General features: G+C 67.9%; 23 protein-coding genes. 19 read left to right on the forward strand and 4 right to left on the reverse strand.

Annotated features, from left to right (window positions below; all coding sequences use genetic code 11):
- Nucleotides 1–13 precede the first annotated feature (13 nt).
- From sufC to ABE483_RS16635, 15 genes are all read left to right on the forward strand, one after another.
- A complete protein-coding gene (sufC, locus tag ABE483_RS16565) occupies nucleotides 14–778 on the forward strand; it encodes a Fe-S cluster assembly ATPase SufC (protein WP_088432788.1) in 765 nt (254 codons plus the stop codon).
- Nucleotides 778–2,040, forward strand: a complete 1,263-nt coding sequence (gene sufD / locus ABE483_RS16570; RefSeq protein WP_313217484.1) for a Fe-S cluster assembly protein SufD — start codon at nucleotides 778–780, stop codon at nucleotides 2,038–2,040. Before sufC ends, sufD begins: the two co-directional genes overlap by 1 nt.
- Nucleotides 2,037–3,293: a cysteine desulfurase gene (locus ABE483_RS16575; RefSeq protein WP_346482064.1), complete on the forward strand. Its 1,257-nt coding sequence runs from the start codon at nucleotides 2,037–2,039 to the stop codon at nucleotides 3,291–3,293. The genes sufD and ABE483_RS16575 overlap by 4 nt, the downstream gene beginning before the upstream one ends.
- 107 nt (nucleotides 3,294–3,400) lie before the next feature.
- A complete protein-coding gene (locus ABE483_RS16580; protein WP_346463866.1) occupies nucleotides 3,401–3,937 on the forward strand; it encodes a GNAT family N-acetyltransferase in 537 nt (178 codons plus the stop codon).
- Nucleotides 3,934–4,266, forward strand: a complete 333-nt coding sequence (locus ABE483_RS16585) for a non-heme iron oxygenase ferredoxin subunit (RefSeq protein ID WP_313217478.1) — start codon at nucleotides 3,934–3,936, stop codon at nucleotides 4,264–4,266. The genes ABE483_RS16580 and ABE483_RS16585 overlap by 4 nt, the downstream gene beginning before the upstream one ends.
- An 89-nt stretch (nucleotides 4,267–4,355) precedes the next feature.
- Complete coding sequence (locus tag ABE483_RS16590) at nucleotides 4,356–4,736, forward strand: hypothetical protein (protein ID WP_346466298.1); 381 nt, start codon at nucleotides 4,356–4,358, stop codon at nucleotides 4,734–4,736.
- A 146-nt stretch (nucleotides 4,737–4,882) separates the two neighbouring features.
- Complete coding sequence (locus ABE483_RS16595; RefSeq protein WP_346482065.1) at nucleotides 4,883–7,204, forward strand: catecholate siderophore receptor Fiu; 2,322 nt, start codon at nucleotides 4,883–4,885, stop codon at nucleotides 7,202–7,204.
- A 51-nt stretch (nucleotides 7,205–7,255) separates the two neighbouring features.
- Nucleotides 7,256–7,942 carry a Fe2+-dependent dioxygenase gene (locus ABE483_RS16600; RefSeq protein ID WP_313217472.1) on the forward strand — a complete coding sequence of 229 codons (687 nt, stop codon included), beginning with the start codon at nucleotides 7,256–7,258 and terminating at the stop codon, nucleotides 7,940–7,942.
- Nucleotides 7,943–8,062: 120 nt separating this feature from the next.
- Nucleotides 8,063–8,500: a hypothetical protein gene (locus ABE483_RS16605; protein ID WP_313217470.1), complete on the forward strand. Its 438-nt coding sequence runs from the start codon at nucleotides 8,063–8,065 to the stop codon at nucleotides 8,498–8,500.
- A 139-nt stretch (nucleotides 8,501–8,639) separates the two neighbouring features.
- The gene (locus ABE483_RS16610) at nucleotides 8,640–11,063 is read left to right on the forward strand and encodes a TonB-dependent receptor (protein ID WP_346482066.1); all 2,424 of its coding nucleotides are present in this window, start codon (nucleotides 8,640–8,642) and stop codon (nucleotides 11,061–11,063) included.
- A 150-nt stretch (nucleotides 11,064–11,213) separates the two neighbouring features.
- Entirely contained in the window at nucleotides 11,214–11,852 is a 639-nt protein-coding gene (locus tag ABE483_RS16615) for a PepSY-associated TM helix domain-containing protein (protein ID WP_345784554.1), read from the forward strand.
- Between the two features lie 22 nt (nucleotides 11,853–11,874).
- Nucleotides 11,875–12,393, forward strand: a complete 519-nt coding sequence (locus ABE483_RS16620) for a DUF2271 domain-containing protein (protein ID WP_313217466.1) — start codon at nucleotides 11,875–11,877, stop codon at nucleotides 12,391–12,393.
- Between the two features lie 25 nt (nucleotides 12,394–12,418).
- Nucleotides 12,419–13,225: a DUF4198 domain-containing protein gene (locus ABE483_RS16625; protein ID WP_346482067.1), complete on the forward strand. Its 807-nt coding sequence runs from the start codon at nucleotides 12,419–12,421 to the stop codon at nucleotides 13,223–13,225.
- A gap of 122 nt (nucleotides 13,226–13,347) precedes the next feature.
- Nucleotides 13,348–14,328 (forward strand): FAD:protein FMN transferase, encoded by a 981-nt coding sequence (locus ABE483_RS16630; protein ID WP_346482068.1) that lies wholly within the window; start codon nucleotides 13,348–13,350, stop codon nucleotides 14,326–14,328.
- Nucleotides 14,325–15,938, forward strand: coding sequence for a flavodoxin domain-containing protein (locus ABE483_RS16635; protein WP_313217462.1), 1,614 nt, complete (start codon nucleotides 14,325–14,327; stop codon nucleotides 15,936–15,938). Before ABE483_RS16630 ends, ABE483_RS16635 begins: the two co-directional genes overlap by 4 nt.
- Here the strand turns inward: ABE483_RS16635 and ABE483_RS16640 are convergent.
- The 4 genes from ABE483_RS16640 to ABE483_RS16655 all read right to left on the reverse strand — a co-directional run bounded on the left by ABE483_RS16640 (nucleotide 15,917) and on the right by ABE483_RS16655 (nucleotide 19,084).
- Nucleotides 15,917–16,567, reverse strand: a complete 651-nt coding sequence (locus ABE483_RS16640; protein WP_346482069.1) for a HutD family protein — start codon at nucleotides 16,565–16,567, stop codon at nucleotides 15,917–15,919. The two genes, ABE483_RS16635 and ABE483_RS16640, sit on opposite strands and share 22 nt — an antisense overlap.
- A 37-nt stretch (nucleotides 16,568–16,604) precedes the next feature.
- On the reverse strand, nucleotides 16,605–17,312 hold the full coding sequence (locus ABE483_RS16645) for a murein L,D-transpeptidase catalytic domain family protein (protein WP_313212598.1): 708 nt from the start codon (nucleotides 17,310–17,312) through the stop codon (nucleotides 16,605–16,607).
- 27 nt (nucleotides 17,313–17,339) lie between these two features.
- Nucleotides 17,340–18,401, reverse strand: coding sequence for a L,D-transpeptidase (locus ABE483_RS16650; RefSeq protein ID WP_346482070.1), 1,062 nt, complete (start codon nucleotides 18,399–18,401; stop codon nucleotides 17,340–17,342).
- Between the two features lie 407 nt (nucleotides 18,402–18,808).
- Entirely contained in the window at nucleotides 18,809–19,084 is a 276-nt protein-coding gene (locus ABE483_RS16655) for a ComEA family DNA-binding protein (protein WP_313212612.1), read from the reverse strand.
- Nucleotides 19,085–19,337: 253 nt separating this feature from the next.
- Here ABE483_RS16655 and ABE483_RS16660 point away from each other — a divergent pair, with 253 nt between their 5' ends.
- Genes ABE483_RS16660 through murU form a run of 4 tightly spaced genes read left to right on the forward strand, consistent with a single transcriptional unit; the run spans nucleotide 19,338 to nucleotide 22,954 of the window.
- Nucleotides 19,338–20,831, forward strand: a complete 1,494-nt coding sequence (locus tag ABE483_RS16660; protein ID WP_313212597.1) for a M20 family metallopeptidase — start codon at nucleotides 19,338–19,340, stop codon at nucleotides 20,829–20,831.
- 59 nt (nucleotides 20,832–20,890) lie between these two features.
- Nucleotides 20,891–21,160 carry a GlsB/YeaQ/YmgE family stress response membrane protein gene (locus tag ABE483_RS16665; RefSeq protein ID WP_019185648.1) on the forward strand — a complete coding sequence of 90 codons (270 nt, stop codon included), beginning with the start codon at nucleotides 20,891–20,893 and terminating at the stop codon, nucleotides 21,158–21,160.
- Nucleotides 21,161–21,218: 58 nt separating this feature from the next.
- Complete coding sequence (locus tag ABE483_RS16670) at nucleotides 21,219–22,244, forward strand: phosphotransferase (RefSeq protein ID WP_070426784.1); 1,026 nt, start codon at nucleotides 21,219–21,221, stop codon at nucleotides 22,242–22,244.
- The gene (gene murU, locus ABE483_RS16675) at nucleotides 22,241–22,954 is read left to right on the forward strand and encodes an N-acetylmuramate alpha-1-phosphate uridylyltransferase MurU (protein ID WP_070426783.1); all 714 of its coding nucleotides are present in this window, start codon (nucleotides 22,241–22,243) and stop codon (nucleotides 22,952–22,954) included. The genes ABE483_RS16670 and murU overlap by 4 nt, the downstream gene beginning before the upstream one ends.
- The last annotated feature ends 80 nt before the right edge of the window (nucleotides 22,955–23,034 follow it).

The following is a 23,034-nucleotide window of genomic DNA, read 5'->3' on the forward strand; positions in this document are numbered from 1 at the left end:
GACGATTATCGACATGTTGAAGATCGACAACCTCCACGCACGCATTGGCGAAAAAGAGATTCTCAAGGGCCTCTCGCTCGACGTGAAGCCCGGCCAGGTGCACGCCATCATGGGCCCCAACGGCGCCGGCAAGTCCACCCTGGGCAACGTCCTGGCCGGCCGCGACGGCTATGACGTGAGCGAAGGCAGCGTGCAGTTCGAAGGCCGTGACCTGCTCGAGCTGGCGCCGGAAGAACGCGCCGCCGCCGGCCTGTTCCTGGCCTTCCAGTATCCGGTGGAAATCCCCGGCGTGAACAACACCTACTTCCTGCGCGCGGCGCTCAACGCCCAGCGCAAGGCGCGCGGCGAGGAAGAGCTGGATTCGATGCAGTTCCTCAAGCTGGTCCGCCAGAAGCTGGCCGTGCTGCACCTGAAGGACGAGCTGCTGCACCGCGGCGTCAACGAAGGCTTCTCCGGTGGCGAGAAGAAGCGCAACGAGATCTTCCAGCTGGCCGTGCTCGAGCCGAAGCTTGCGATCCTGGATGAAACCGACTCCGGCCTGGATATCGACGCGCTCAAGAGCGTGGCCGACGGCGTCAACGCGCTGCGTTCGCCGGACCGCTCCTTCATCGTGATCACCCATTACCAGCGCCTGCTCGATTACATCAAGCCGGACGTGGTGCACGTGCTGGCCGACGGCAAGATCGTGCAGAGCGGCGGCCCGGAACTGGCCCTGGAACTGGAAGCCCATGGCTACCACTTCCTGAAGGACCGCGTGGTGCCGGAGGCAGCGGTCTGATGAGCGCCCTGCTCGATTCCCTCGCCAGCGGCTTCTGCGGCAGCGATGCACGTCGCGCCGAGCTGGATGCCGCCCTGCAGGCCGGCCTGCCCGGCCCGCGCACCGAAGCCTGGAAATACACCTCCCTGCGCCAGCTGGAGCGTCGCAGCTTCCAGCCCGCCCCGCTCGCCCCGGCCGTGGTCGATGCCGCCCTGCTGGCCGACATTCCGTCGCCGCGGCTGGTGTTCGTCAATGGTCGCCCGTCCGGCGCGCTGAGCGATGTCGCCGCGGTGCCGGCCGGTGTGCAGCTGGCGACCCTGTCCTCGGCGCTGGCCGCGGGCGATGAAGCCGCTCGCTTCCTCGGCCGCCGCTTCGAGCGCAGCGAGGAAGTGTTCGCCCGCCTCAACGCCGCGCTCGCCGATGAAGGCGTGCTGCTGCGCGTGGAAGCCGGCGTGCAGGTCGAGACGCCGCTGCAGCTGGTCTTCATCAGCGTGGCTGGCGAGACCGATCTGTCCTGGCACCACCGCCACCTGATCGAACTTCGCGCTGGCGCTGCGCTGGGCGTGGTCGAGCACCACCTGCATGTGGGTGATGCCGCGCACCTGGACAACACCCTCGTGCACGTCCACCTGGCGCAGGATGCCGTGCTCTCGCACGCCCGTGTGCAGGCCGACGCCACCCGCGCCACCTCGCTGCTGCGCACCGACGCCGTGCTGGCCCGCAACGCGCAGTACCGTCGTGTCGATCTGGAACTGGGCGCCGCGCTGAGCCGCCATGAGCTCAACGTCCGCCTGGAAGGCGACAACGCCCAGCTGACCGCCAACGGCGTGCTGCTCGGCAACGGCCGCCGCCATGTCGATACCCGCCTGGGCATCGAGCACATCGCACGCGATACCGCCTCGGAAATGGTCTGGCGTGGTGTGGCGGCCAACCGCAGCCGCGTGGTCTTCCACGGTGGCATCCACATCCGCGAAGGCGCCGATGGCACCGACGCCAACCTGTCCAACAAGAACCTGCTGCTGTCGGCCGATGCCGAGATCGATACCCAGCCCACGCTGGTGATCGACGCCGACGAAGTGAAGGCCGCCCATGGTGCTACGGTCGGCCAGCTCGATGCGAATGCGCTGTTCTACCTGCGCTCGCGCGGCCTGCCGGCCGATCGCGCGCAGCAGCTGCTGAGCGCGGCGTTCTGCCATGAACCGCTGAACGCGCTCGACGCACGCCTGACCGAGCAGCTCACCGCCCAGCTCACCCGTGCACTGGCCCTGGCGGGCGTGGCATGAACCTGTCCACGCCGCGCCCGGTCGCCGATACCGGCGCCGCGCCCGATTGGGACCGCGTGCGACTGGACTTCCCGCTGTTGATGCGCGAAGTGCACGGCAAGCCGCTGGTGTACTTCGACAACGCCAACACCGGCCAGAAGCCGGTGCAGGTGATCGGCGCGCTGGACGAGTTCTACCGCCGCTACAACGCCAACGTCAGCCGTGCAGTGCATGCGCTCGGCACCGAGGCGACCGATGCCTACGAAGGCGCGCGCAACAAGCTGGCGCGCTTCCTCAACGTGCGTGCCAGCGAACTGGTGCTGTGCAGCGGCACCACCTTCGCGATCAACCTGGTCGCCTATTCGTGGGCACTGCCGCGGCTGAAGGCCGGCGATGTCATCCTGGTCTCGCGCATGGAACACCACGCCAACATCGTGCCCTGGCAGCTGGTCGCCCAGCGCACCGGCGCGACGATCCGCGTGGCCGAGATCACCCCGGAGGGTGCCCTGGACCTGGACGCACTGCGCAAGGCCATGACCCCCGAGGTCAAGCTGCTCGCCGTTGCCCATGTGTCCAATGTGCTGGGCACGGTCAATCCGGTCCGCGAGATCTGCCGCGAGGCCCGCAAGCGCGGCATCATCACCGTGGTGGACGGCTCGCAGGCCGCACCGCACCGCAAGGTCGACATCCCCGCGATCGGCTGCGACTTCTATGCCATCACCGGGCACAAGATGTGCGGCCCGACCGGCACCGGCGCGCTGTGGGCCAGGCGCGAACACCTGGACGCCATGCCGCCGTTCATTGGTGGCGGCGAGATGATCAAGGAAGTGAGCTTCGAGGGCACCGTGTTCAACGATGCCCCGCACAAGTTCGAAGCCGGCACCCCGAACATCGCCGGTTTCATCGGCCTGGGCGTGGCGGTGGACTACCTCGAATCGCTCGGCCTGGACCACGTGGAAGCACGCGAAACCGAGCTGCTGGCGCACTTCAACGAAGAACTGGGCAAGATCGACGGCCTGCGCATCTTCGGCACCACGCCGGACAAGGCGGCGGTGGTCTCCTTCCTGGTGGAGGGCGCGCATTCGCACGACCTGGCCACCCTGCTGGATCTGGAAGGTGTTGCCGTGCGCTCGGGCCAGCACTGCGCGCACCCGCTGCTGCAGTATTACGGCGTCGCCGCGACCTGCCGCGCCTCGCTGGCGTTCTACAACACGCATGACGAGATCGAGCGCTTCATCGTGGCGCTGAACAAGGTGCGCAAGCTGCTGGGCTGAGCCCGCCTCGTCTGTGTCCCCCTTGGAACGCCGTGGCCTGCCACGGCGTTTTTCGTTGCCCGCCCCGGTCGTTTCCGTCCGGGCCCCGGCCAGCCTAAAATGGCGGCATGAGCACCCTGACCTACCGCGCCGCCACGCTGGCCGACATCCCCGCCCTCGTCACCCTTGTCACCTCCGCCTACCGGGGCGATGCCAGCCGCGCCGGCTGGACCACCGAGGCCGACATCCTCGATGGCGCCCGCATCGACCCGCAGGGTCTTCAGGCCGACATCGAGCGCCCGCGCAGCACCATCCTGCTCGCCGAGCGCGAGGGCCAGCTGCTGGCCTGCGCACATATCGCCGATGACCAGGGCAAGGGCTACTTCGGCATGTTCTCGGTGGACCCGACCCAGCAGGGCGGCGGCGTCGGCAAGCAGGTGATGCTGGCCGCCGAAGCCCACGCCGCGCGCGAGTGGGGCGTGCCGGTCATGCAGATGACGGTGATCGACATCCGCGACGAACTGATCGCCTTCTACGAGCGCCGCGGCTACCAGCGCACCGGCATCAAGAAGCCCTTCCCGTATGGCGATGAACGCTTCGGCATCCCCAAGCGCGACGACCTGCGCTTCGAGATCCTGGAAAAGCCGCTGGCGGTGCCGGCGTGAGCGACACCTGGACCTTCGTCTGCGCCAGCGCCGAGCTGCTGCCGGGCGAGATGAAGAGCACCTTTGATGAAGTGACCGGCACGCCGATCGTGGTGTTCAACCTGGACGGCGAGCTGTACGCGCTGGAAGACCAGTGCACCCACGACGAGTTCGAGCTGTCCTCGGGCACCTTTGATACCGGCGAGGCCAGCATCGAGTGCGTCCTGCACGGGGCCCGCTTCGATATCCGCGACGGCGCCGCGCTGTGCGCCCCGGCCTACTCGCCGGTCGCGAAGTTCCCGGTCAAGCGGGAACACGACGCGGTCTGGGCCCGCGACGACCGCGACTGAGCCGGGCTGAACGTCGGCGTTTTGAAAACGCGAATTGTTCCTATTACGATAGGCATTGCGGCCAGCCGGTCGCGCCTGTCCGGTAGCCCGTGTCCGCCCACCGCTCTCTTCTTGGCGCTCTTGCCCTGTGGGCCACGCTCTGCGTGGTGCTGCTGGCGTGCCGCGGGCTGAGCGGACCCCAGCGCGGCGCTGAGCCAGGCAAGGCGCCGGCACGGACCTCGCTGGCCTGGGACATCTCGCCGACGGCGACCGCCCCGGCCATGCCCGTGCCCGAGCTCCCGGCGGCAGAGCCCCCGTCGGCCGCCGAGTCCGGCCCCGATCCCGAACTCGGTCATGTCGGCGTGCCCCTGCGTCAGCGGCGCACCGCCTGGACGACCCTGGTCCCGCTGTGGCCGTCCGATGCGCTGCGGCGGCAGCGGCTGGAACCTTCGCTGCGGCTCAATCCCGGCCACGCGCCTCCCCACGCCTGATCCCTGCCCCACGCACCGCGTGGGGCGTGCCGTGCCTGCGCCTGTGCGCAGTGCGAACGGCTTCGCGTGCCCGCGTCTCCATTGCCGGCCGCTGTTCCCCGCGCGCGCCGCGCCGCCCGTCTTTACCTTCCCGGATCGTCCACACCATGATCAAGAGCCGCAAGCATTCTTCCTTTCCGCGCACCGTTGCCGGTCGCGCCACTGCCGGCCTGGTCACCGGGCTGAGCCTGGCTGTCCTGCCGGTCATCGCGCACGCCCAGTCCAGTGGCAACACGCCGCAGACCCTGGATCAGATCGATGTGCGCGGCGTGCGCGGCTTCAAGGCCGACAAGGTCGCTTCCCCGAAGTTCACCCAGTCGCTGCAGGACACCCCACAGACGATCCAGGTGATCACCAGCGACCTGTTCAATCAGCAGGGTGCGACCACGCTGACCGATGCGCTGCGCAACAGCCCGGGGGTGGGTACGTTCTACGTGGGTGAGAACGGCAACACCAACACCGGCGACAGCATCTTCATGCGCGGCTTCGACACCTCCAGCAGCATCTTCGTCGATGGCGTGCGCGACCTCGGCTCGATCTCGCGGGATGTGTTCAATACCGAGCAGGTGGAGGTGGCCAAGGGCCCGGCCGGCACCGACAACGGACGCTCGGCACCCACGGGTGCGATCAACATGGTCAGCAAACAGGCCAACCTGCACAACGCCGTGTCGGGCACGGTCTCGGCCGGTACCGACAGCCAGCAGCGCGGCACCGCCGATTGGAACCAGGCGCTCGGCGCAACCAGTGCGCTGCGCGTGAATGCGATGTGGCAGGACAGCGACCAACCCGGCCGCGACCACGTCAACAACCGCCGCTGGGGCATCGCACCGTCGTTGGCGTTCGGCCTGGGCACCAGCACGCGTTATTTCCTCAACCTGCTCTACGTGGACCAGGACAACGTGCCCGACGGCGGCGTGCCGACCCTGGGCCTGCCGGGCTGGACGCCGCAGCCCAGCCTGGAGCAGCTGGCCGGCCAGCCGGTCGATCCGGAGAATTTCTACGGCACCCGCGCCGACCACGACGATGTCACCGCGAAGATGGCGACGTTCCGCATCGAGCACGACATCAACGACGCGGTGCGCGTGACCAACACCGCCCGCTGGGGCCGCACCGACCAGGATTACCTGCTGACCGCGTTCATGGGTACCGGCACGCGCGGTGCCAATGGCGCACCGACCGGCAACATCCGCTTCACCAACCCGGCCGATCCAGCCACCTACACCATCGCGCGCAGCCTGCCGACCTTCAAGGACCAGCAGAACACGATCCTGACCGACCAGCTCAACCTGCGGGCGGATATCACCACCGGGGCGATCGTGCACAACCTGAGCGCCGGCCTGGAATTCACCCGCGAGGAGCTCAAGAGCTTCGGCCAGGCCGCCACCGGTGGCACCACCTGGTCGCCGGCCAACCTGTATGCCCCGGACTGGAACGCGACCGGACTGACCTGGGCACACAACGGCGCCGACAGCCACGGCAAGACCACCACCTCCTCGATCTATCTCTTCGACACCCTCAACCTCGGCGAAAGCCTGCTGGTCACCGCAGGTCTGCGCGCGGACCACTACTCGACCGAGTACCAGAGTGCGTCGGTGTGCGGCGGCCGTGGTCCGGCCTGTGGCGCCAACCCGGTTGGCACCGTGATCGCCAATCCCTCGCTTGAACATTCGGACACCCTGCTCAACTGGAAGCTCGGCGCGGTCTACAAGGTCGATGACATCGTCAGCCTGTACGCCAACTACGCCCTCTCCCAGCAGCCGCCGGGCGGCAGCAACTTCCAGCTGAGCGCCTCTACCAGCAGCGCTGACAATCCGAGCCTGGAGCCGCAGAAAGCCAGGACCGTCGAAGTGGGGACAAAGTGGGCCTTCCTCGATGACGCACTCGCTTTCAACGTGGCGCTGTTCAAGACCGAGGTCAGCAACGAGATCAACACGCAGGTCCTGGACGATGCGGGCAACCCGACCCAGACCGGCAAGAAGTCGGTGCAGGGCATCGAAGTCTCCACCGTGGGCCGCATCACCGACAACTGGTCGGTTTCGGCGGGTTACAGCCATCTGGATACCGAGGTGGAAGAAGGCGCCAACGTCGCCGCCGACGGCACCCGCAACCTGACCTACACCCCGGGCGACACCTTCACCAGTTGGACCAGCTATGCCTTCCCGTCCGGCCTGACGATCGGCGGCGGCGTGCGCTACGCCGGCCAGATGCATCGCGGCACCGACGGTGCGGTCGGTACCCCGGCCTTCACCAAGTCCTACACGGTTTACGATGCGGTGGCTTCGTATGCCATCAACGAGCACCTGGTGCTGCGCTTGAACGCCTACAACCTGTTCGACAAGCAGTACGTGGCTGCGATCAACAAGAGCGGCTACCGTTACACCCCGGGTGCCCCGCGCACCGTCCTGTTCAGTGCGGACTTCCGCTTCTGACCACCGGCCGACGCAGGGGAGCCCTCCCCTGCGTCGTACAAGGACCCTGTCATGTTGCTGCATGTTCCCGACGTACTGAGCGCGGATGAACTGGCCCACCTCCAGCGCGCGCTGGCCGAGGCGGCATGGGCCGATGGGCGCGAGACCGTCGGCGCGCAGGGCGCGCAGGTCAAGCGCAATGAACAATTGCCCGACGCCTCGCCCCTGAAGGCCGAGCTGGGCCGGATCGTGCTGGGCGCCCTGGACCGGCATCCGCTGTTCTTCGCGGCGGCATTGCCACTGCGGATTCTGCCGCCCCGTTTCAACCGCTACCAGGGCGGCGGCGAGTACGGCTTCCACGTGGATGGGGCGGTGATGATTACCCAGCTGGACGGACAGCGCAGTCATCTGCGCTCGGACGTATCGTGCACGCTGTTCCTCACCGCGCCGGACGACTATGACGGCGGCGAGCTGGTGATCAGCGATACCTACGGCGAGCACGAGGTGAAGCTCCCCGCCGGCGATCTGGTGCTGTATCCCTCGAGCAGCCTGCACCGCGTCAATCCGGTCACCCGTGGGTCGCGGCTGGCCTCATTCTTCTGGGTGCAGAGCATGGTGCGCGATGACAGCGCGCGGCGCACGCTGCTGGAGATGGACAGTGCGATCGAAACGCTGCGCACCACCGGTGCCGACAGCGCGGCCGTGCTGCAGTTGACCGGTGTGTATCACAATCTCCTGCGACGCTGGAGCGAGATCTGAGCCTGGCGCCATAGGCCCCCGCAATCGCAAATCGTTCCCATTTGCGCTTGGGAACATTTCTCACTACAATCTCGGCGCGTTGCGAACCGGAGGTCCGGTCCGCCCTTTCGGGATCTTCCCTTGCGCCACCCTCACCGCCATCGCAGCTTTGCCACCGCCATGCGCGGGCAGCGCCCGGCGCTGCCTGTGGTGCTGGCGTGGTTGGCGGTGCTGGCGATGCTGTTTACCGGCCTGCCGGTACTCGAGCGCGTTGCCCCGGGCAGCACCGTGATGGTCCTGCAGATGCCAATGGACGAGCGTCCTGTCGGCGGCGGTGAGACCGCGGTGCAGGAAGACACCCCGGCCAAGCCGCGCCGGGTCGCCAGCGCGCGCCCTGCTTCCACGCCACCGCCGCAGCCGTCGCTGCCACCGGTCGTGGAATCGCTGGATGCGCTGATGGCCACGCTGGTAGCACAGCCGCCACGGGTCGTACCCGCCATTGATTCGGCACCGGCCACGCCGCTGCCTGCTGCACCCGGCCTGCGCGTCCAGCGCGGCCAGGCCCCTCCGCAGGGCTGATCCCGACTGCCGGCGGCGCCATCGCGCCCCGCGCGGTCACGCACGCTCTGCCCGTTCCGGGCCTTCCTGATTCCTGCGCGTGTTGCCGCCCTGCGGCCTGCCGCGTTGCGTCCGCGTTCTTCTTTCCGAGGTTACCCCCATGGCCCAGCGCCATCGTCGTCGCACGTCCCTGTCCCGCTGCACCCTGTCCATCGCCCTGCTCGGTGCGCTGAGCGCCCCGGCCTTCGCCAACGGCGAGGCCGCCGCCCCGACCACGCTGGACAAGGTGGTCGTGACCGCCGCCGGCTTCGAGCAGAAGATCGCCGATGCCCCGGCCAGCATCAGCGTGATCAGCCGCGAGGAGCTGAGCAAGCGCCCGTACACCAGCCTGGTGGATGCGCTGCGCGACGTGGAAGGCATCGACGTGGGCATGGAGCCGACCGACAAGAACGGCCGCGCCACCATTTCCATGCGTGGCATGCCCTCGGACTACACCCTGGTGCTGATCGACGGTCGCCGCCAGAGCAACGCCGGCAACCTGTACCCGAACAACTTCGGTGGCGGCCAGTTCTCGTACATGCCACCGCTGGATGCGATCGAACGCATCGAAGTGGTCCGCGGCCCGATGTCGACCCTGTACGGCTCCGATGCGATGGGCGGGGTGATCAACATCATCACCCGCCGCAACCAGACCGAGTGGCATGGCGCGGTCACCCAGGGCTTCACCCTGCAGCAGGACGACCAGTTCGGTGATGCCCGCAGCACCGATGTCTACCTGAGTGGCCCGCTGGTCAAGGACCGCCTGGGCCTGTCGGTGCGCGGCAGCTATTACGACGCCAAAGCCTCCAACCCGGAATGGGATGACCTGCCGCTGCCGGACGGCACGCTGTGGTCGCGCAGCATCGGCTTCGGTGGCGGCGGCAAGGCGGTGGCCAACACCAACTGGAACACCGGCCTGCGCCTGAACTTCATCGTCAATGACGACCACGAGCTGTGGCTGGACTACGACGTGTCGCGCCAGAAGTACGACAACAGCGAAGGCCAGACTGGCACCCTGGACAGCCTGGCCAGCCTGTGGCGCGTTGGCAATGCGACGATCCGCAACCCAAACGGTCCGGGCAACATCACCCGCCGCGTGGTGCAGCCGCGCGTGGGTTACACCGCCTACCAGCGCTATGAGCGCGACCAGCTGGCACTGACCCATCAGGGCCGCTATGAGTTCGGCACCTGGCAGACCACGCTGACCCACATCACCAGCAACAACCTCGGCCGCTCGCTGCCGCTGACCCTGGACGAACGCGCTGATCTGCAGGGCCTGTGGAACGACGTCTGCCGCCGCACCGGTGCCGCCGCCAACTGCGCGGCCGGCGCACGCAACGGACTGGGCGCGCTCAACGCCGCCGAGCTGGCGCGCCTGCAGGCCTTCCTGCCGCGCCCGCTGCGCACGATGGAGCTGAAGGGCAACGTGCTGGACACCATGCTCGACCTGACCTTCGGCGCGCACAAGCTCACCGTGGGCGGCCAGTACAACGACACCGACATGGTCGATGGCGTGTTCGGCATGGACGGCAACGGCTACAAGACCAACGTCAAGCAGCAGCACCGCATGTGGGCGCTGTTCGCCGAGGACAACTGGTCGCTGACCGACACCCTGACCGCCACGGTCGGCGTGCGCTATGACGACCACAACATCTTCGGCAGTCACGTCAGCCCGCGCGCCTACCTGGTGTGGAATGCCAACGATGCCTGGACCGTCAAGGGCGGCGTCAGCACGGGCTACAAGACCCCGCGTCCGGACCAGCTGTTCCCCGGCATCGTCGGCTTCGGCGGCCAGGGCGTGACCCCGCTGGTCGGCTCGCCCAACCTGAAGCCGGAAACCAGCACCAACTACGAAATCGCCACTTACTACGAAGGCGATCGCTGGGGCTTCAACCTCACCGGCTTCCTCAACAAGTTCGATGACAAGATCGCCAGCGGCGGCACCTTCGCCAACTGCGAAGTCGCCCCGAACGATGGCAGCTACTGCGTGGACATCGGTCCGGGCTGGGCCGAGCTGGGCTACAGCACCTTCGGCCAGAGCGTGAACATCGACAAGGCCGAAACCCGCGGCGTCGAAGCCGCCGCCCAGGTCGATCTGCTGGACACCCTGCAGCTGCGCGGCAACTACACCTGGACCAAGAGCGAGCAGACCAGCGGCACCGGCAAGGGCCTGCCGATCACCGGCAACCCGGCCAAGCACATGGCCAATGCGAGCCTGAACTGGCAGATCAGCGAGGCGGTGAGCCTGTCGCTGATCGGCGAAGGCCGCTACGACCGCTACCGCGACACGCTGGTCAGCAACGTCGGCGGCGTGAGCAGCTCGCAGACCCGCTATTACGAGGACTACACGATCTTCCACCTCGGCGGCAGCTGGGATATCAATAAGTGGCTGACCGTCAACGCGCGGGTCAACAACCTGTTCGACAAGGACTTCGTCTCGCAGTCCTGCGTGCTGATCAGCGACAGCGAGTTCAGCTGCGTGGACGATTACGCCACCAAGGATCAGCGTCGCAGCTACTGGATCTCATTGAACGCCAAGTTCTGAGGCACACCGCGGCGGCGTCCTGAGTGACGTCGCCGCTGGCCTTGACCTCGGGCAGCGCGCCGGCGACGGAACGCTGCCTTCTTTTTTCACAAATTGCGAATCATTCTCATCAATGGTGTAATTCGCCCCTCAGTACTCTCTCTCCCGACCGTGGCCACCAGCGCTCCTTCTTCCAGCGTGCAACAACAACGCCGCGGCTTCTGGCTGCGCACGCTGCACCAGTGGCACTGGATCAGCTCGGCGGTGTGCCTGATCGGCATGCTGCTGTTCGCCGCGACCGGCATCACCTTGAACCACGCGGCCAGGATCGAAGCCACGCCGCAGGTGGTCAGCCGCCAGCTCGAGCTGCCTGCTGACCTGCTCGGCAAGTTGGGCGACCGCGCCGATGGCCACGCGCCCATTCCCCGGGTGGCCAGCCGCTGGCTGGATGCGCAGCTCGGCATCTCGATCGGGCGCCGCCCGGCCGAATGGTCCGATGGCGAAATCTATCTCTCCATGCCCAGCCCGGGGGCCGATGCCTGGCTGAGCATCGACCGCGAAACGGGCGACGTGGAATACGAATCCACCGCACGCGGCTGGGTGTCCTATTTCAACGATCTGCACAAAGGGCGCAATGCCGGGCCCGCCTGGGGCTGGTTCCTGGATATCTTCGCCGTGGCCTGCCTGGTGTTCTGCATCACCGGCCTGTTCCTGCTGCACCTGCATGCCCGCCAGCGCCGCATGACCTGGCCGCTGGTCGGCCTGGGCCTGCTGATCCCGCTGCTGATCGCCCTGATCCTCATCCACTGACCGTCCCTTCCGGAGCCGCACCATGCGCGTCACCCTGACCATCGCCCTGAGCGGCCTGCTGGCCACCTCGCCGGCCTATGCCACCACCCTGGATATCAACGTCGAGGTGCCCAAGCTCAACGTGGCCGAGTACCACCGCCCGTATGTGGCCGTGTGGCTGGAAGGGGCCGACCAGAAGGTCGCCGCCAACCTCTCCGTCTGGTACCAGCAGACCGGCAACGCCGAAGGCCATGGCACCAAGTGGCTGCCCGACCTGCGCCAGTGGTGGCGCAAGAGCGGCCGCACGCTGGAGGTGCCGGTGGACGGCGTGACCGGCCCGACCCGCCCGGTCGGCAAGCACGCGCTCTCCTTCAGCGACAAGCAGCCGGCGCTCAAGGCGCTGGCACCGGGCAACTACACCCTCGTGGTGGAAGCGGTGCGCGAAGTCGGCGGCCGCGAACTGCTCAAGATCCCCTTCACCTGGCCGGCCACGTCCGCCCAGTCCGGCAAGGCCCAGGGCGCGACCGAACTCGGTCTGGTCACCCTGACCGCCAAGCCCTGATCCCCCATCCACCTGGAGTTTTTCGATGAAGCGCACGCTCGTCCTCGCCGCCGCCATGGCCGCCGCACTTCCGTTCTCCGCCCTGGCCCACAAGGCCTGGCTGCAGCCCTCGCAGACCGTGATCGCGGGCACCAACCCGTGGATCACCGTCGATGCGGCGGTCTCCAACGACCTGTTCTATTTCAACCACGTGCCGCTGCGCCTGGACAGCCTGGTCATCACCGCGCCGGACGGCAGCACCGTGCAGCCGCAGAACGCGGCGACCGGCAAGTTCCGCAGCGTGTTCGATGTCGAGCTGACCCAGCAGGGCACCTACCGCCTGGCCACGGTCAACAACGGTCTGTCGGCCAGCTGGGAAGAGGACGGCAAGCCCAAGCGCTGGCGCGGTACGCCGGCCACCTTCGCCACCGAAGTGCCGAAGAACGCCAGGAACCTGCAGGTCTCGCAGTCGGTCGGTCGCGTGGAAACCTTCGTCACCAACGGCACCCCGAACGACACCGCGCTCAAGCCGACCAACCAGGGCATCGAGATGATCGCGCTGGCTCACCCGAACGATCTGGTCGCCGGTGAAGCCGCGCGCTTCCGCGTGCTGGTCGACGGCAAGCCGACCGCCGGCCTGGCGTTCGAGATCACCCGCGGCGGCACCCGGTACCGCAACGCCCAGGACGAGATCAAGGTCAGCACCGATGCCAAGGGCGAGTTCGCCGTCACCTGGCCGGAAGCAGGCATGTACTGGCTGGAAACCGGCACCGAGGACAGCAAGACCTCGATCAAGGAAGCCAAGAAGCGTCGCCTGAGCTACGTGGCCACGCTGGAAGTGCTGCCCGAGTAACGGCCTTCGGCGCGGCCGCTGCACGCGCCGTCCACCTCACCCCGCCCCCGTCGACACGACGGGGGCTTTTCACCCGATGCAGTCCGGCCATCGGGCTTACTAGGCCCGACGTGCCCATCCCCATGAACAACCCGGATCTCGACATCGCCAGCCTCGGCGGCCACACCATGGGCACCACCTGGCAGGTAAAGCTGGCCGTGGCGCGCAGCCGCGACCTGCACCCGCTGCACGCCGGCATCCAGGCGCAGCTGGACGCCATCGTGGCGCAGATGAGCACGTGGGAAGCCGACAGCGATATCGCGCGCTTCAACCGTGCGCCCGCGGGTGAGTGGCAGGCGCTGCCGCCCTTGTTCGACACCGTGATGCAGTGCGCGCTGGACATCGCACAGCGCAGTGGCGGCGCCTTCGATCCGACCATCGGCCCGTTGGTGGCCTTGTGGGGATTCGGCGCACAGGCGCAGGCCCGGCGCATTCCCGATGCGGCCGCCCTCGCCGCCACCCGTGCGCGGTGTGGCTGGGAACGGCTGCAGTGGCAGCCCGGTCGCCTGCTGCAACCCGGTGGGCTGGCGCTGGATCTGTCGGCGATTGCCAAGGGATTTGGTGTCGATCAGGTCAGCAGGTGGCTGCGCGGGAACGGGGTGCACGCCGCACTGGTGGAGGTCGGCGGCGAGCTGCACGGCTTTGGCCGCAAGCCTGATGACCAGCCGTGGCGCGTGCTGGTGGAATCGGCCCCGGAAGACGATGCACAGGCAGACCATCCGCCACGCGTGCTCGCGCTGGGAGATCGGGCGGTGGCCACCTCCGGTGATCGCTGGCATCACTTCGAACAGGGCGGCGAGCAGTTCAGCCACACGCTGGATCCGCGCACCGGTGCACCGGTCACGCGCGCTGCGGCCGCGGTCACCGTGGTCGCCGACAGTGCCATGCAGGCCGATGCCTGGGCCACCGCATTGACGGTGATGGGCCCCGACGAGGGCATCGCATTTGCGCGCACCCATGCACTGGCCGCCCGCGTTGTCAGCCGGGGCGCGCACGGGATCGAGGAACAGATGAGTCCCGCATTCGAGCACCTGCTCGCCGACGACCGCGTGGGCGCGGCATGAGTCTGCGTCCTTCCCGTGCGTGGCTGGGCAACCTGGCGGTCATGTTGTTGCTGGCGGTCATCGCCTGGGCGCTGCTGCGCCTGCATCTGGGTGACGCGTGGTGGCAGAGCGCACCCCTGGCCTCGCAGTGGCGCTGGGCAGCGGGCAGCCTGGTGGGCTATGCCGCGTTCTGCACGCTGATCTGGTGGCGCGGGCGCGCGCGCGAAGACCACGTGGCCGACAACGGACCCGCACCGATCCTGCTTGTCTGGGCGAGCCAGACCGGCTTCGCGCAGCAGCTGTGCGAACGCAGTGCGCAGGCGTTGCGCGCTGCCGGCCTGCCGGTCCGCATCCGCGCGCTGCATGCGGTGACGGCCGAGCTTCTGCAGCGCAGCGGGCAGGTGTTGTTCGTGGTCAGCACCACCGGCGAAGGCGATGCGCCGGATCATGCCCTGCCCTTCCTGCGCAAGGTGATGCCACAGGCGCTCGCATTGCCGCAGCTGCAGTACGGCGTGCTGGCGCTGGGTGATCGCAGCTACGGACATTTCTGCGCCTTCGGCCACCAGCTCGATGCGTGGCTGCGTCAGCACGGCGCGCATCCGCTGTTCGATACCGTGGAGGTAGACAACGCCGATCCCGGCGCACTGCGCCACTGGCAGCAACTGCTCGGCCAGCTCGGTGGTGAAGCGACCGAACTGCCGGACTGGGCCCCGGCCGATTATCTGCCCTGGCAACTGCAGGCGCGCCATCTGGAAAACCCGGGCAGCCCGGGCGCACCGACCTACCGCATCACCCTGGTGCCTGCCGATGGCGTGCTGCCGACGTGGCAGGCCGGCGACGTGGTCGAGATCGGGCCGCAGCATTCGCCGGCCGAGGTCGAGGCCTGGCTGCGCGATACCCCCTGGGAGGGCGATGCGGACATCGATGGACAGCCGCTGCGTGCGCATCTCGCGCGGGCGCATCTGCCCAGTGACGGGGAACTCCCGACGTTTGCCGACGCAGACGCACTGGTCGCCGGGTTACGCCCGCTGCCGCACCGCGAGTACTCCATCGCCAGCCTGCCTGCCGAAGGCCAGGTGCAGTTGCTGCTGCGCCGTCAGCTGCGTCCTGATGGCACTCCGGGGCTGGGTAGCGGCTGGTTGTGCGATCACGCTGCGTTGGATGGGCGCATCGATCTGCGCTTCCGCAGCAACCCGAACTTCCACGGTGCGGCAGCGGCAACGCCGCTGATCCTGATCGGCAACGGCACCGGCATCGCCGGCCTGCGCGCCCACCTGCGCGAGCGGATCAGCGCCGGCGCTCGCCGCAACTGGCTGCTGTTCGGCGAGCGTACGGCCGCGCACGATTTCTTCTTCGGCGACGACCTGCGCGCCTGGCAGCGCGACGGCTGGATCGCGCGTCTGGATACGGTGTTCAGTCGCGACGCTGGTGAGCATCACTACGTGCAGGACCGGCTGCAGGCGCAGATCCACACGCTGCAGCAGTGGGTGCACGACGGTGCCACGATCCTGGTCTGCGGCAGCCTGCAGGGCATGGCCCCGGCGGTGGATGCGGTGATCGAGCAGGCGCTGGGCCGCGACGGGAAAGAGGCCTTGATCGTGGCCGGGCGCTACCGGCGCGACGTGTACTGAGGATTGTCGGCAGGCCCCCAGGCGTTGCGGCCCCCCGCAGTGACACGGATCGCCAGCAACTCGCCGCCGCCATGCAAGGCAAACCGGTGGCGGTCACCGGCGGCCAACCAGGCGGTATCACCGGCGGCCAGCGGTGCCAGCGACGGCTCGCCTTCGAATTCGGCCTGGCCGGCAAGCAGATGAATCGCCCACGCCGCCCCGGGTTCGGTGAAGAAGAACATGCTGCCCACCAGCGGCCGGTGCAGCAGCTCGGCCTGCACGGCATCGCGCCGCCACATCAGATTGAAATCGTGGGTCACCCCGTCGATCAGTTCGCCGGTCACCTGCGCTTCGCCCGCAAACCGCAGGCGGTCGTGCGGCGGCATCAGGGTATGCAGTGCGCCATCGGCGAACCGCAGGTGCAGGCCTTCGCCACGCAGCAGCACCAGTTCGCGGTCGATCCCGGGAAAGGCCGAGAACGCGGCGTCCTGCTCGATCTCGGCGATCGACAGGCGCACCTGCCAATCGTCGTTGTCGGGCACGCGCAGGATCTCGCGGGTCCAGCCCAGGCCGTTGCGCCAGCGTTCGCGGCGGTATTCGAAGGAGGGGATGACGCGGCTGGCCGCGCTCAGGACGGTATCGGTCGACATGGCGCCAGTGTGCCTGAGCCGACGCAGCAGAGCTGCCTCAGGACACGCCGCCGCAATCGGGTTCCAGCAGGCGCGAACGCGCCAGCCAGTCCTTGTCGGGGTAATACGCAAACACCATCGTGCCGCCGCGCAGACTGTCGATCAGCGGCCGCGCCACGGACAGCCGCACGGCGGGGCACCCCAGGCTGCGGCCCAGCCGGCCCTGCAGGCGCGCGATCGCCGGATTCACGTACGGCGCGCCGTGGATGACGATCGCACGGTCGCGGGCATGGTCATTGAAGCCCGGCTCCAGCCCTTCCAGGCGCAGCGAATAGCCGTTGCCGCCCATGTAGGTCTCCTTGGCGGTGAACGCGCCCAGGCTGGACATGAAACTGCCGTCCTTGTTGGAGAAGTGCTGGGTACGGTTGTCACCGCTGTTGCGCCCATGCGCGACCCACTCCTCGAACAGCAGCCGCTGGCGGGTCAGATCGAAAATCCACATGCGCGGTTCGGTCGACGGCCGCGAGTAATCGATCACGCTCAACTTGCCCGGGTCGACGCCGAGTTCCGGCCGGCGCAACGCACAGCGCATCGCGCGGGCCGCCAGCTGCAACACGTGTTTGTCCGCAGCCGGTGCGGCCTTGGAGAGCATCTCGGCCATCTGCACCGGATTCGCCTCCGGGGCCGGCGCAGGGCTGGCCGCGCCCGCCGTGGCGGACGCGATCAGGCCGCAGAACGCGGCAGGCAGCAATTTCACAACGGGCATGGGCAGCACACCAACCGGAGGCAACGCTTACAACGTGGACCCGCCGGCGTCGGATTCCAAGACGGGCTGCAGGTTCTGTTCATCGGCCACCGGGCGAACCGCGGGCAGGCTGGTCACCAGCAGCGTGGTGCCGGGCACCAGCACGCTGTAAAGCTGTTCGGCGAATTCCGGCGGCAGCGCCATCGGCAGGCTCGGCGTGGCGAGCAGGTCCGGGGTGGCATTGGCGGCGGTCTGGCCCAGCAGTGGGTAGGCGGTCCAGCGGTGCAGCGGGCGGTGCGGGTCCAGCGGGCTGGGGTTGTCCTGGTAGCCCTGGCCCATCACGAACAACGTGGTGCCCTCGAACGCCGGCAAGGCCTTGGCCTCCAACCGCGACTCGCCGATCAGCACGCCATCGCGCAGCACATACAGGCGTTGATCATGCAGGCTGACCAGAATGCCGACCTGGCCGGCCGGGGCCGCCGCATCGTTCCAGTAATGCGCCGGCGCGTCGGTGCTCTCGACCAGCGGTTTGCCGGTGCTGCTGACCGGCGCCAGCACGGCCGGATAGGCCAGCGTCATCGGCGCGCTCTTGGCATCGGCCACCACCACGGTATCGCCACGGTGGGTTTCGCCGAACAGCTTCTGCGCGAACGCCTGTGGCAGCCGCACGCAGCCGTGCGAGGCCGGGTGACCGGGCAGGCTGCCGCCGTGCAGCGCGATACCGTCCCAGGTCAGGCGCTGCATGTAGGGCATCGGCGCGCTGTTGTAGAGGTTGGACTTGTGGTCCTTGTCCTTCTGCAGGATCGTGAACACGCCGGTGGGGGTCTCATGCCCGGTCTTGCCCGAGCTGATCGTGCTCATGCCGATCGCGATGCCGTTGCGGTACACGTAGGCGCGCTGCTCATCGAGGCTGACCACCAGCACGATCGGGCCGGACGGGGAGATCTCCGGATGCCAGAGAAACTCGCCGGGCTTGAGATCGGTGGGACCGCGCGGGGCCTCGGTCGTCTTGCTGGCCGTCGGCGCACTGTTGGCGGCCGTGGCGGAAAGCATCCCGGTCGCCAGCAGCGTCCCGAGGGCCAGACTCAACAGCGTGCTGCGTACTGCCATGTCGTGCATCCATTCGAAGAGATGCCGCCACGCTACACGAAGTGCCTGCATGCGTTCGCGAAAACACGCGCAGCCCTGCTGCCGGTTTTCGTGCGCCCCAAAAAGTAATTGCCCGGCCACACATCCTGTGCAGACCGGGCAATCGATACATCCTTGTCGGCATCCCGCCTTCCCCCTGTGCATCCTGCCCAGTCTGGGTGCCGGCCATGCATCCTGCACTCGGCCGTATATGCTTCCGCCATCTCAACCCTTCCCGGGGTCTGGATGCCACCGTCCTGGTGGGTCCGCGCCAATCCTTCCGCGCCGCCTCCCTGCGTGCTGCCTCCCTGCAGCTGTCGGTGCCGCCGCGGCATCCTGCCGTGGCGACCAGTGACCGGCGTCCTGCCTGTCCCGACCTGTCCTGTTGTTCAGCGCCTTGGTACGGAGGCCGGCGCTGCCCTCCTGGGCGGTGCCTCGGCCGGCGCCTGCCTGGCCCCGGTCGTCATCCGTTGTCGATTCCGTTCGACGGTAGCTGTCCCTATCCCCTTCACCCGCGCCAGATCCTCGACGTGTTCAAAGGGTCCGTGTTGTCGCCGGTACGCGACGATCGCTTCGGCCCTCATCGGCCCCACGTTCGCCAGTCCCTGCCGCAGCGTCGACGCGTCCGCCGTATTGATGTTGATCCGATCGGCCGCGAAGGCCATTCCGCTCAACAGCAGTCCCAGCACCAGCGCCCTGCACGAAAACCAAGGTCCCACCGTGTAACTCCTTGTGGCTCGGAACCGGCCCCTGCCGGCAATCCTGTCGAAGGTTCCAGCGTCCCTCGCCACATACACACAGCCTATCGTCCACGGCACCTTCACACAGCAGGCCTAACACCCGACGTGGTGTAGGGAAATACCTACCCCAGCGCAGGCGTAGAATGGCGGGACTTGTCAAAAGCACTCCGGAGTTCAGATGGACAGCGCCAAGCTCGGCCAATTCGTCAGTGAAAAGTGGGACAACGAGATCGTCCCGCAATTGGTCGATTACATCCGTATCCCCAACAAATCGCCGATGTTCGACGCCGATTGGGTCGCCAACGGCTACATGGAACAGGCCGTCACCCTGATGGAAACCTGGGCCCGCGCCCAGAACCTGCCGGGCCTGACCGTCGAGGTCGTGCGCCTGGAAGGCCGCACCCCGCTGCTGCTGCTGGAAATCCCGGCCTCCGGCGCCGAGACCGGCGACGACACCATCCTGCTGTACGGCCATCTGGACAAGCAGCCGGAAATGACCGGCTGGGACGACGACCTGGGTCCGTGGATCCCGGTGCTGCGCGGCGACAAGCTGTACGGCCGCGGCGGCGCCGATGACGGCTATGCGATGTTCGGTTCGCTGGCCGCCGTGCTGGCGCTGCAGGAACAAGGCCTGCCGCACGCGCGCTGCGTGATCCTGATCGAAGCCTGCGAAGAATCCGGCAGCTACGACCTGCCCGCCTATGTCGACCACCTGGCCGACCGCATCGGCAAGCCCTCGCTGGTGGTGTGCCTGGATTCGGGCTGCGCCAACTACGACCAGCTGTGGTGCACCACCTCGCTGCGCGGCCTGACCGGCGGCAACTTCTCGGTCAAGGTGCTCAACGAAGGCGTGCATTCCGGCGATGCCTCCGGCGTGATCCCGTCCAGCTTCCGCCTGCTGCGCCAGCTGATCTCGCGCATCGAGGACGAGAACACCGGCCGCATCCTGATCGACGGCATGAATGTCGAAATCCCGGCCGAGCGCCAGGAACAGGCCAAGCGTGCCGCTGAAGTGGTGGACACCGCGATCTTCGAGAAATTCCCGATGGTCGACGGCCTGCGCCCGATGAACGACGACCTGGCCGAACTGGTGCTCAACCGCACCTGGCGCCCGGCGCTGTCGGTCACCGGTGTGGACGGCCTGCCGCCGCTGGCCTCGGCCGGCAACGTGCTGCGCCCGCATACCGCGGTGAAGCTGTCACTGCGCCTGCCCCCGACCGCTGACGGCAAAGCCTGCGGCGAGCTGCTCAAAGAAGCCCTGCTGCGCGATCCGCCGAACGGTGCGGAAGTGAAGCTGGACCTGGAGAAGGCCTCCAGCGGCTGGAATGCCCCGGCGATGGCGCCGTGGCTGACCCAGGCGATCGACGACGCCAGCCAGACTTTCTTCGGCAAGCCGGCGATGTACATGGGCGAAGGCGGCTCGATCCCGTTCATGGGCATGCTCGGCGAGAAGTTCCCGGGCGCGCAGTTCATGATCACCGGCGTGCTCGGCCCGCACTCCAACGCACACGGCCCGAACGAGTTCCTGCACATCCCGATGGGCAAGCGCGTGACCTCCTGCGTGTCCAAGGTGATCAGCGAGCATTACGCGGCCAGCCTGCGTGGCGAGACCAGCGGTTCGCCGGTCGCCGCCGACAGCGGCACCCGTCACGGTGGCCACGGCTGCTGCTGACGTTGGCGGACGCAGCCTGGCCTTGCTAGGCTGCGTCCACCTCTACTGACGCATTTGGCATGAACGGACTGTTTGGCAGCACCAGCTGGCTCTACATCATCCTGGTCGGCTTCGTCGTCGGTCTGCTCGGGCGCTTCTTCATGCCCGGCAACAACCGCATGGGCTGCCTGCTGACCATCGTGCTCGGCATCGTCGGCGCCCTGCTGGCCGGCTGGTTCGGCCAGTACATGGGCTGGTATGCCCGCGGCGAGCCTGCCGGTTTCATCGGCGCGATCCTCGGTGCGGTCGCGGTCCTGGCCGTGCTCCGGCTGTTCAGCAGCAAGCGCTGAGCATCGCCCTCTTCTTTCTTCCCGCGCGCCTTCCGGCGCCGCTTCGACGTACCCGTCCATGAACGATCCCGCTTCCGATCCGCTGCGCGCCGAACACCGCCGGCAGTGGACCTGCGCCGCCCTCGGCGACCCGGCCACCGCGCTTGACCGTGCGTCGGTCGATGCCGGTTTCCGCAGCTACTGGCGCGCCACCAGCGCGCGCGGCAGCCACATCGTGATGGATTCCCCGCCCGGGCTGGAGGATGTGCGCCCGTGGCTGCGCATGCACGACCTGCTCGAGCCCAACGGCGTGCGCGTGCCGCAGGTACTGGCGCGCGATGAAGACAACGGCTTCCTGCTGCTGGAAGACCTGGGCGGCCCGACGCTGGCCCGCCATATCGACACCGACAACGCCGATGCCTGGTTCGATGCCGCCTTCGCGCAACTGATCCGGCTGCAGTCCATCCCGGTGCCCGAGGGCATGGGCAGCTTCGGCGAGGCGCTGCTGCAGCGTGATGCCGGGCTGTTCGACGAATGGTTCCTGCAACGTCACCTCGGCCTGGAACTGGACTGCGGCGAGATCGAGCACCTGCAGCGCATGCACCGCCTGCTGATGGACAACGCCCTGCAGCAGCCGCAGGTGCTGACCCACCGCGATTTCATGCCGCGCAACCTGATGCCGATCGACGGCGGGCCGGCCGTGCTGGATTTCCAGGATCTGGTGCGCGGGCCGATCGCCTACGACCCGGTCAGCCTGTTCAAGGATGCGTTCCTGAGCTGGCCGATCGAACGCGTGGACGCGTGGTTGGCGCGCTATCACGCGCTCGCCCTGGCCGCCGGCCTGCCGGTGCGGCCGTGGCCGCAGTTCCTGCGCGACGCCGACTGGATGGGCGTGCAGCGCCACCTGAAGATTCTCGGCCTGTTCGTGCGCCTGCGCGACCGCGACGGCAAGGGTCACTACTTCGAGGATGCACCCCGTTTCATCCGCTATCTGGATGAAGTGCTGCCGCGCCATCCCGAGCTGGCCCCACTGCACGACCTGTTCGAGCTGCGCATCAAACCGGCCCTGGCCCGCATCGCCGAACCGGTGCAGGCGCGCCCATGAAGGCCATGATCTTCTCGGCCGGCAAGGGCGAGCGCATGCGCCCACTGACCCTGCACACGCCCAAGCCACTGCTGGTGGCCGGTGGCAAGCCGCTGATCGTGTGGCACCTGGAACGGCTCGCTGCCGCCGGCATTGATGAGGTGGTGATCAACACCGCCTGGCTGGGTGACCAGTTCGCACCCGCGCTGGGCGACGGTGCGCGCTGGGGGCTGCGCTTGCACTTCATCGATGAGGGCGCCGTGCCGCTGGAAACCGGTGGCGGCATCCTCAATGCCCTGCCGATTCTCGGCGAGGCACCGTTCCTGGTGATCAACGGCGATGTGTGGACGGATATGGAGGTCGCCACGTTGCCGCGCACGCCTGCCGGCGATGCGCATCTGGTGCTGGTCGACAATCCCGCGCAGCACCCGCGCGGTGATTTCATCCTGCACGCCGATGGTCGCGTCAGCGATGACGGCGACAGCGCGCGGCTCACCTATGCCGGTATCGGCGTGTACCGCCCGGCGATCCTCGACGGCTGGCGGGCGGTGATCGGCGACACCACCGGGGCCGGCGCGACACCGCCGCAGTTCAGCCTCGTCCCCCTCCTGCGCCACGCGATGGCGCAGGGCCGTGTGACCGGCCAGCACCATCGCGGCCGATGGACCGACGTAGGCACGCCGGAGCGTCTGGCGCAGCTGGACGCCCAGTTGCAATCCCCGCACGGATAAAACACCGCCCCCCCCCTTTGGGCGACCCGGTGGTAGAGCCGACCGTTGGTCGGCTGCTCTCCGCCCGAGCCCATCAGAGC

It is taken from the genome of Stenotrophomonas sp. TWI602 (genome assembly GCF_039674045.1).
Lineage (GTDB): Bacteria > Pseudomonadota > Gammaproteobacteria > Xanthomonadales > Xanthomonadaceae > Stenotrophomonas.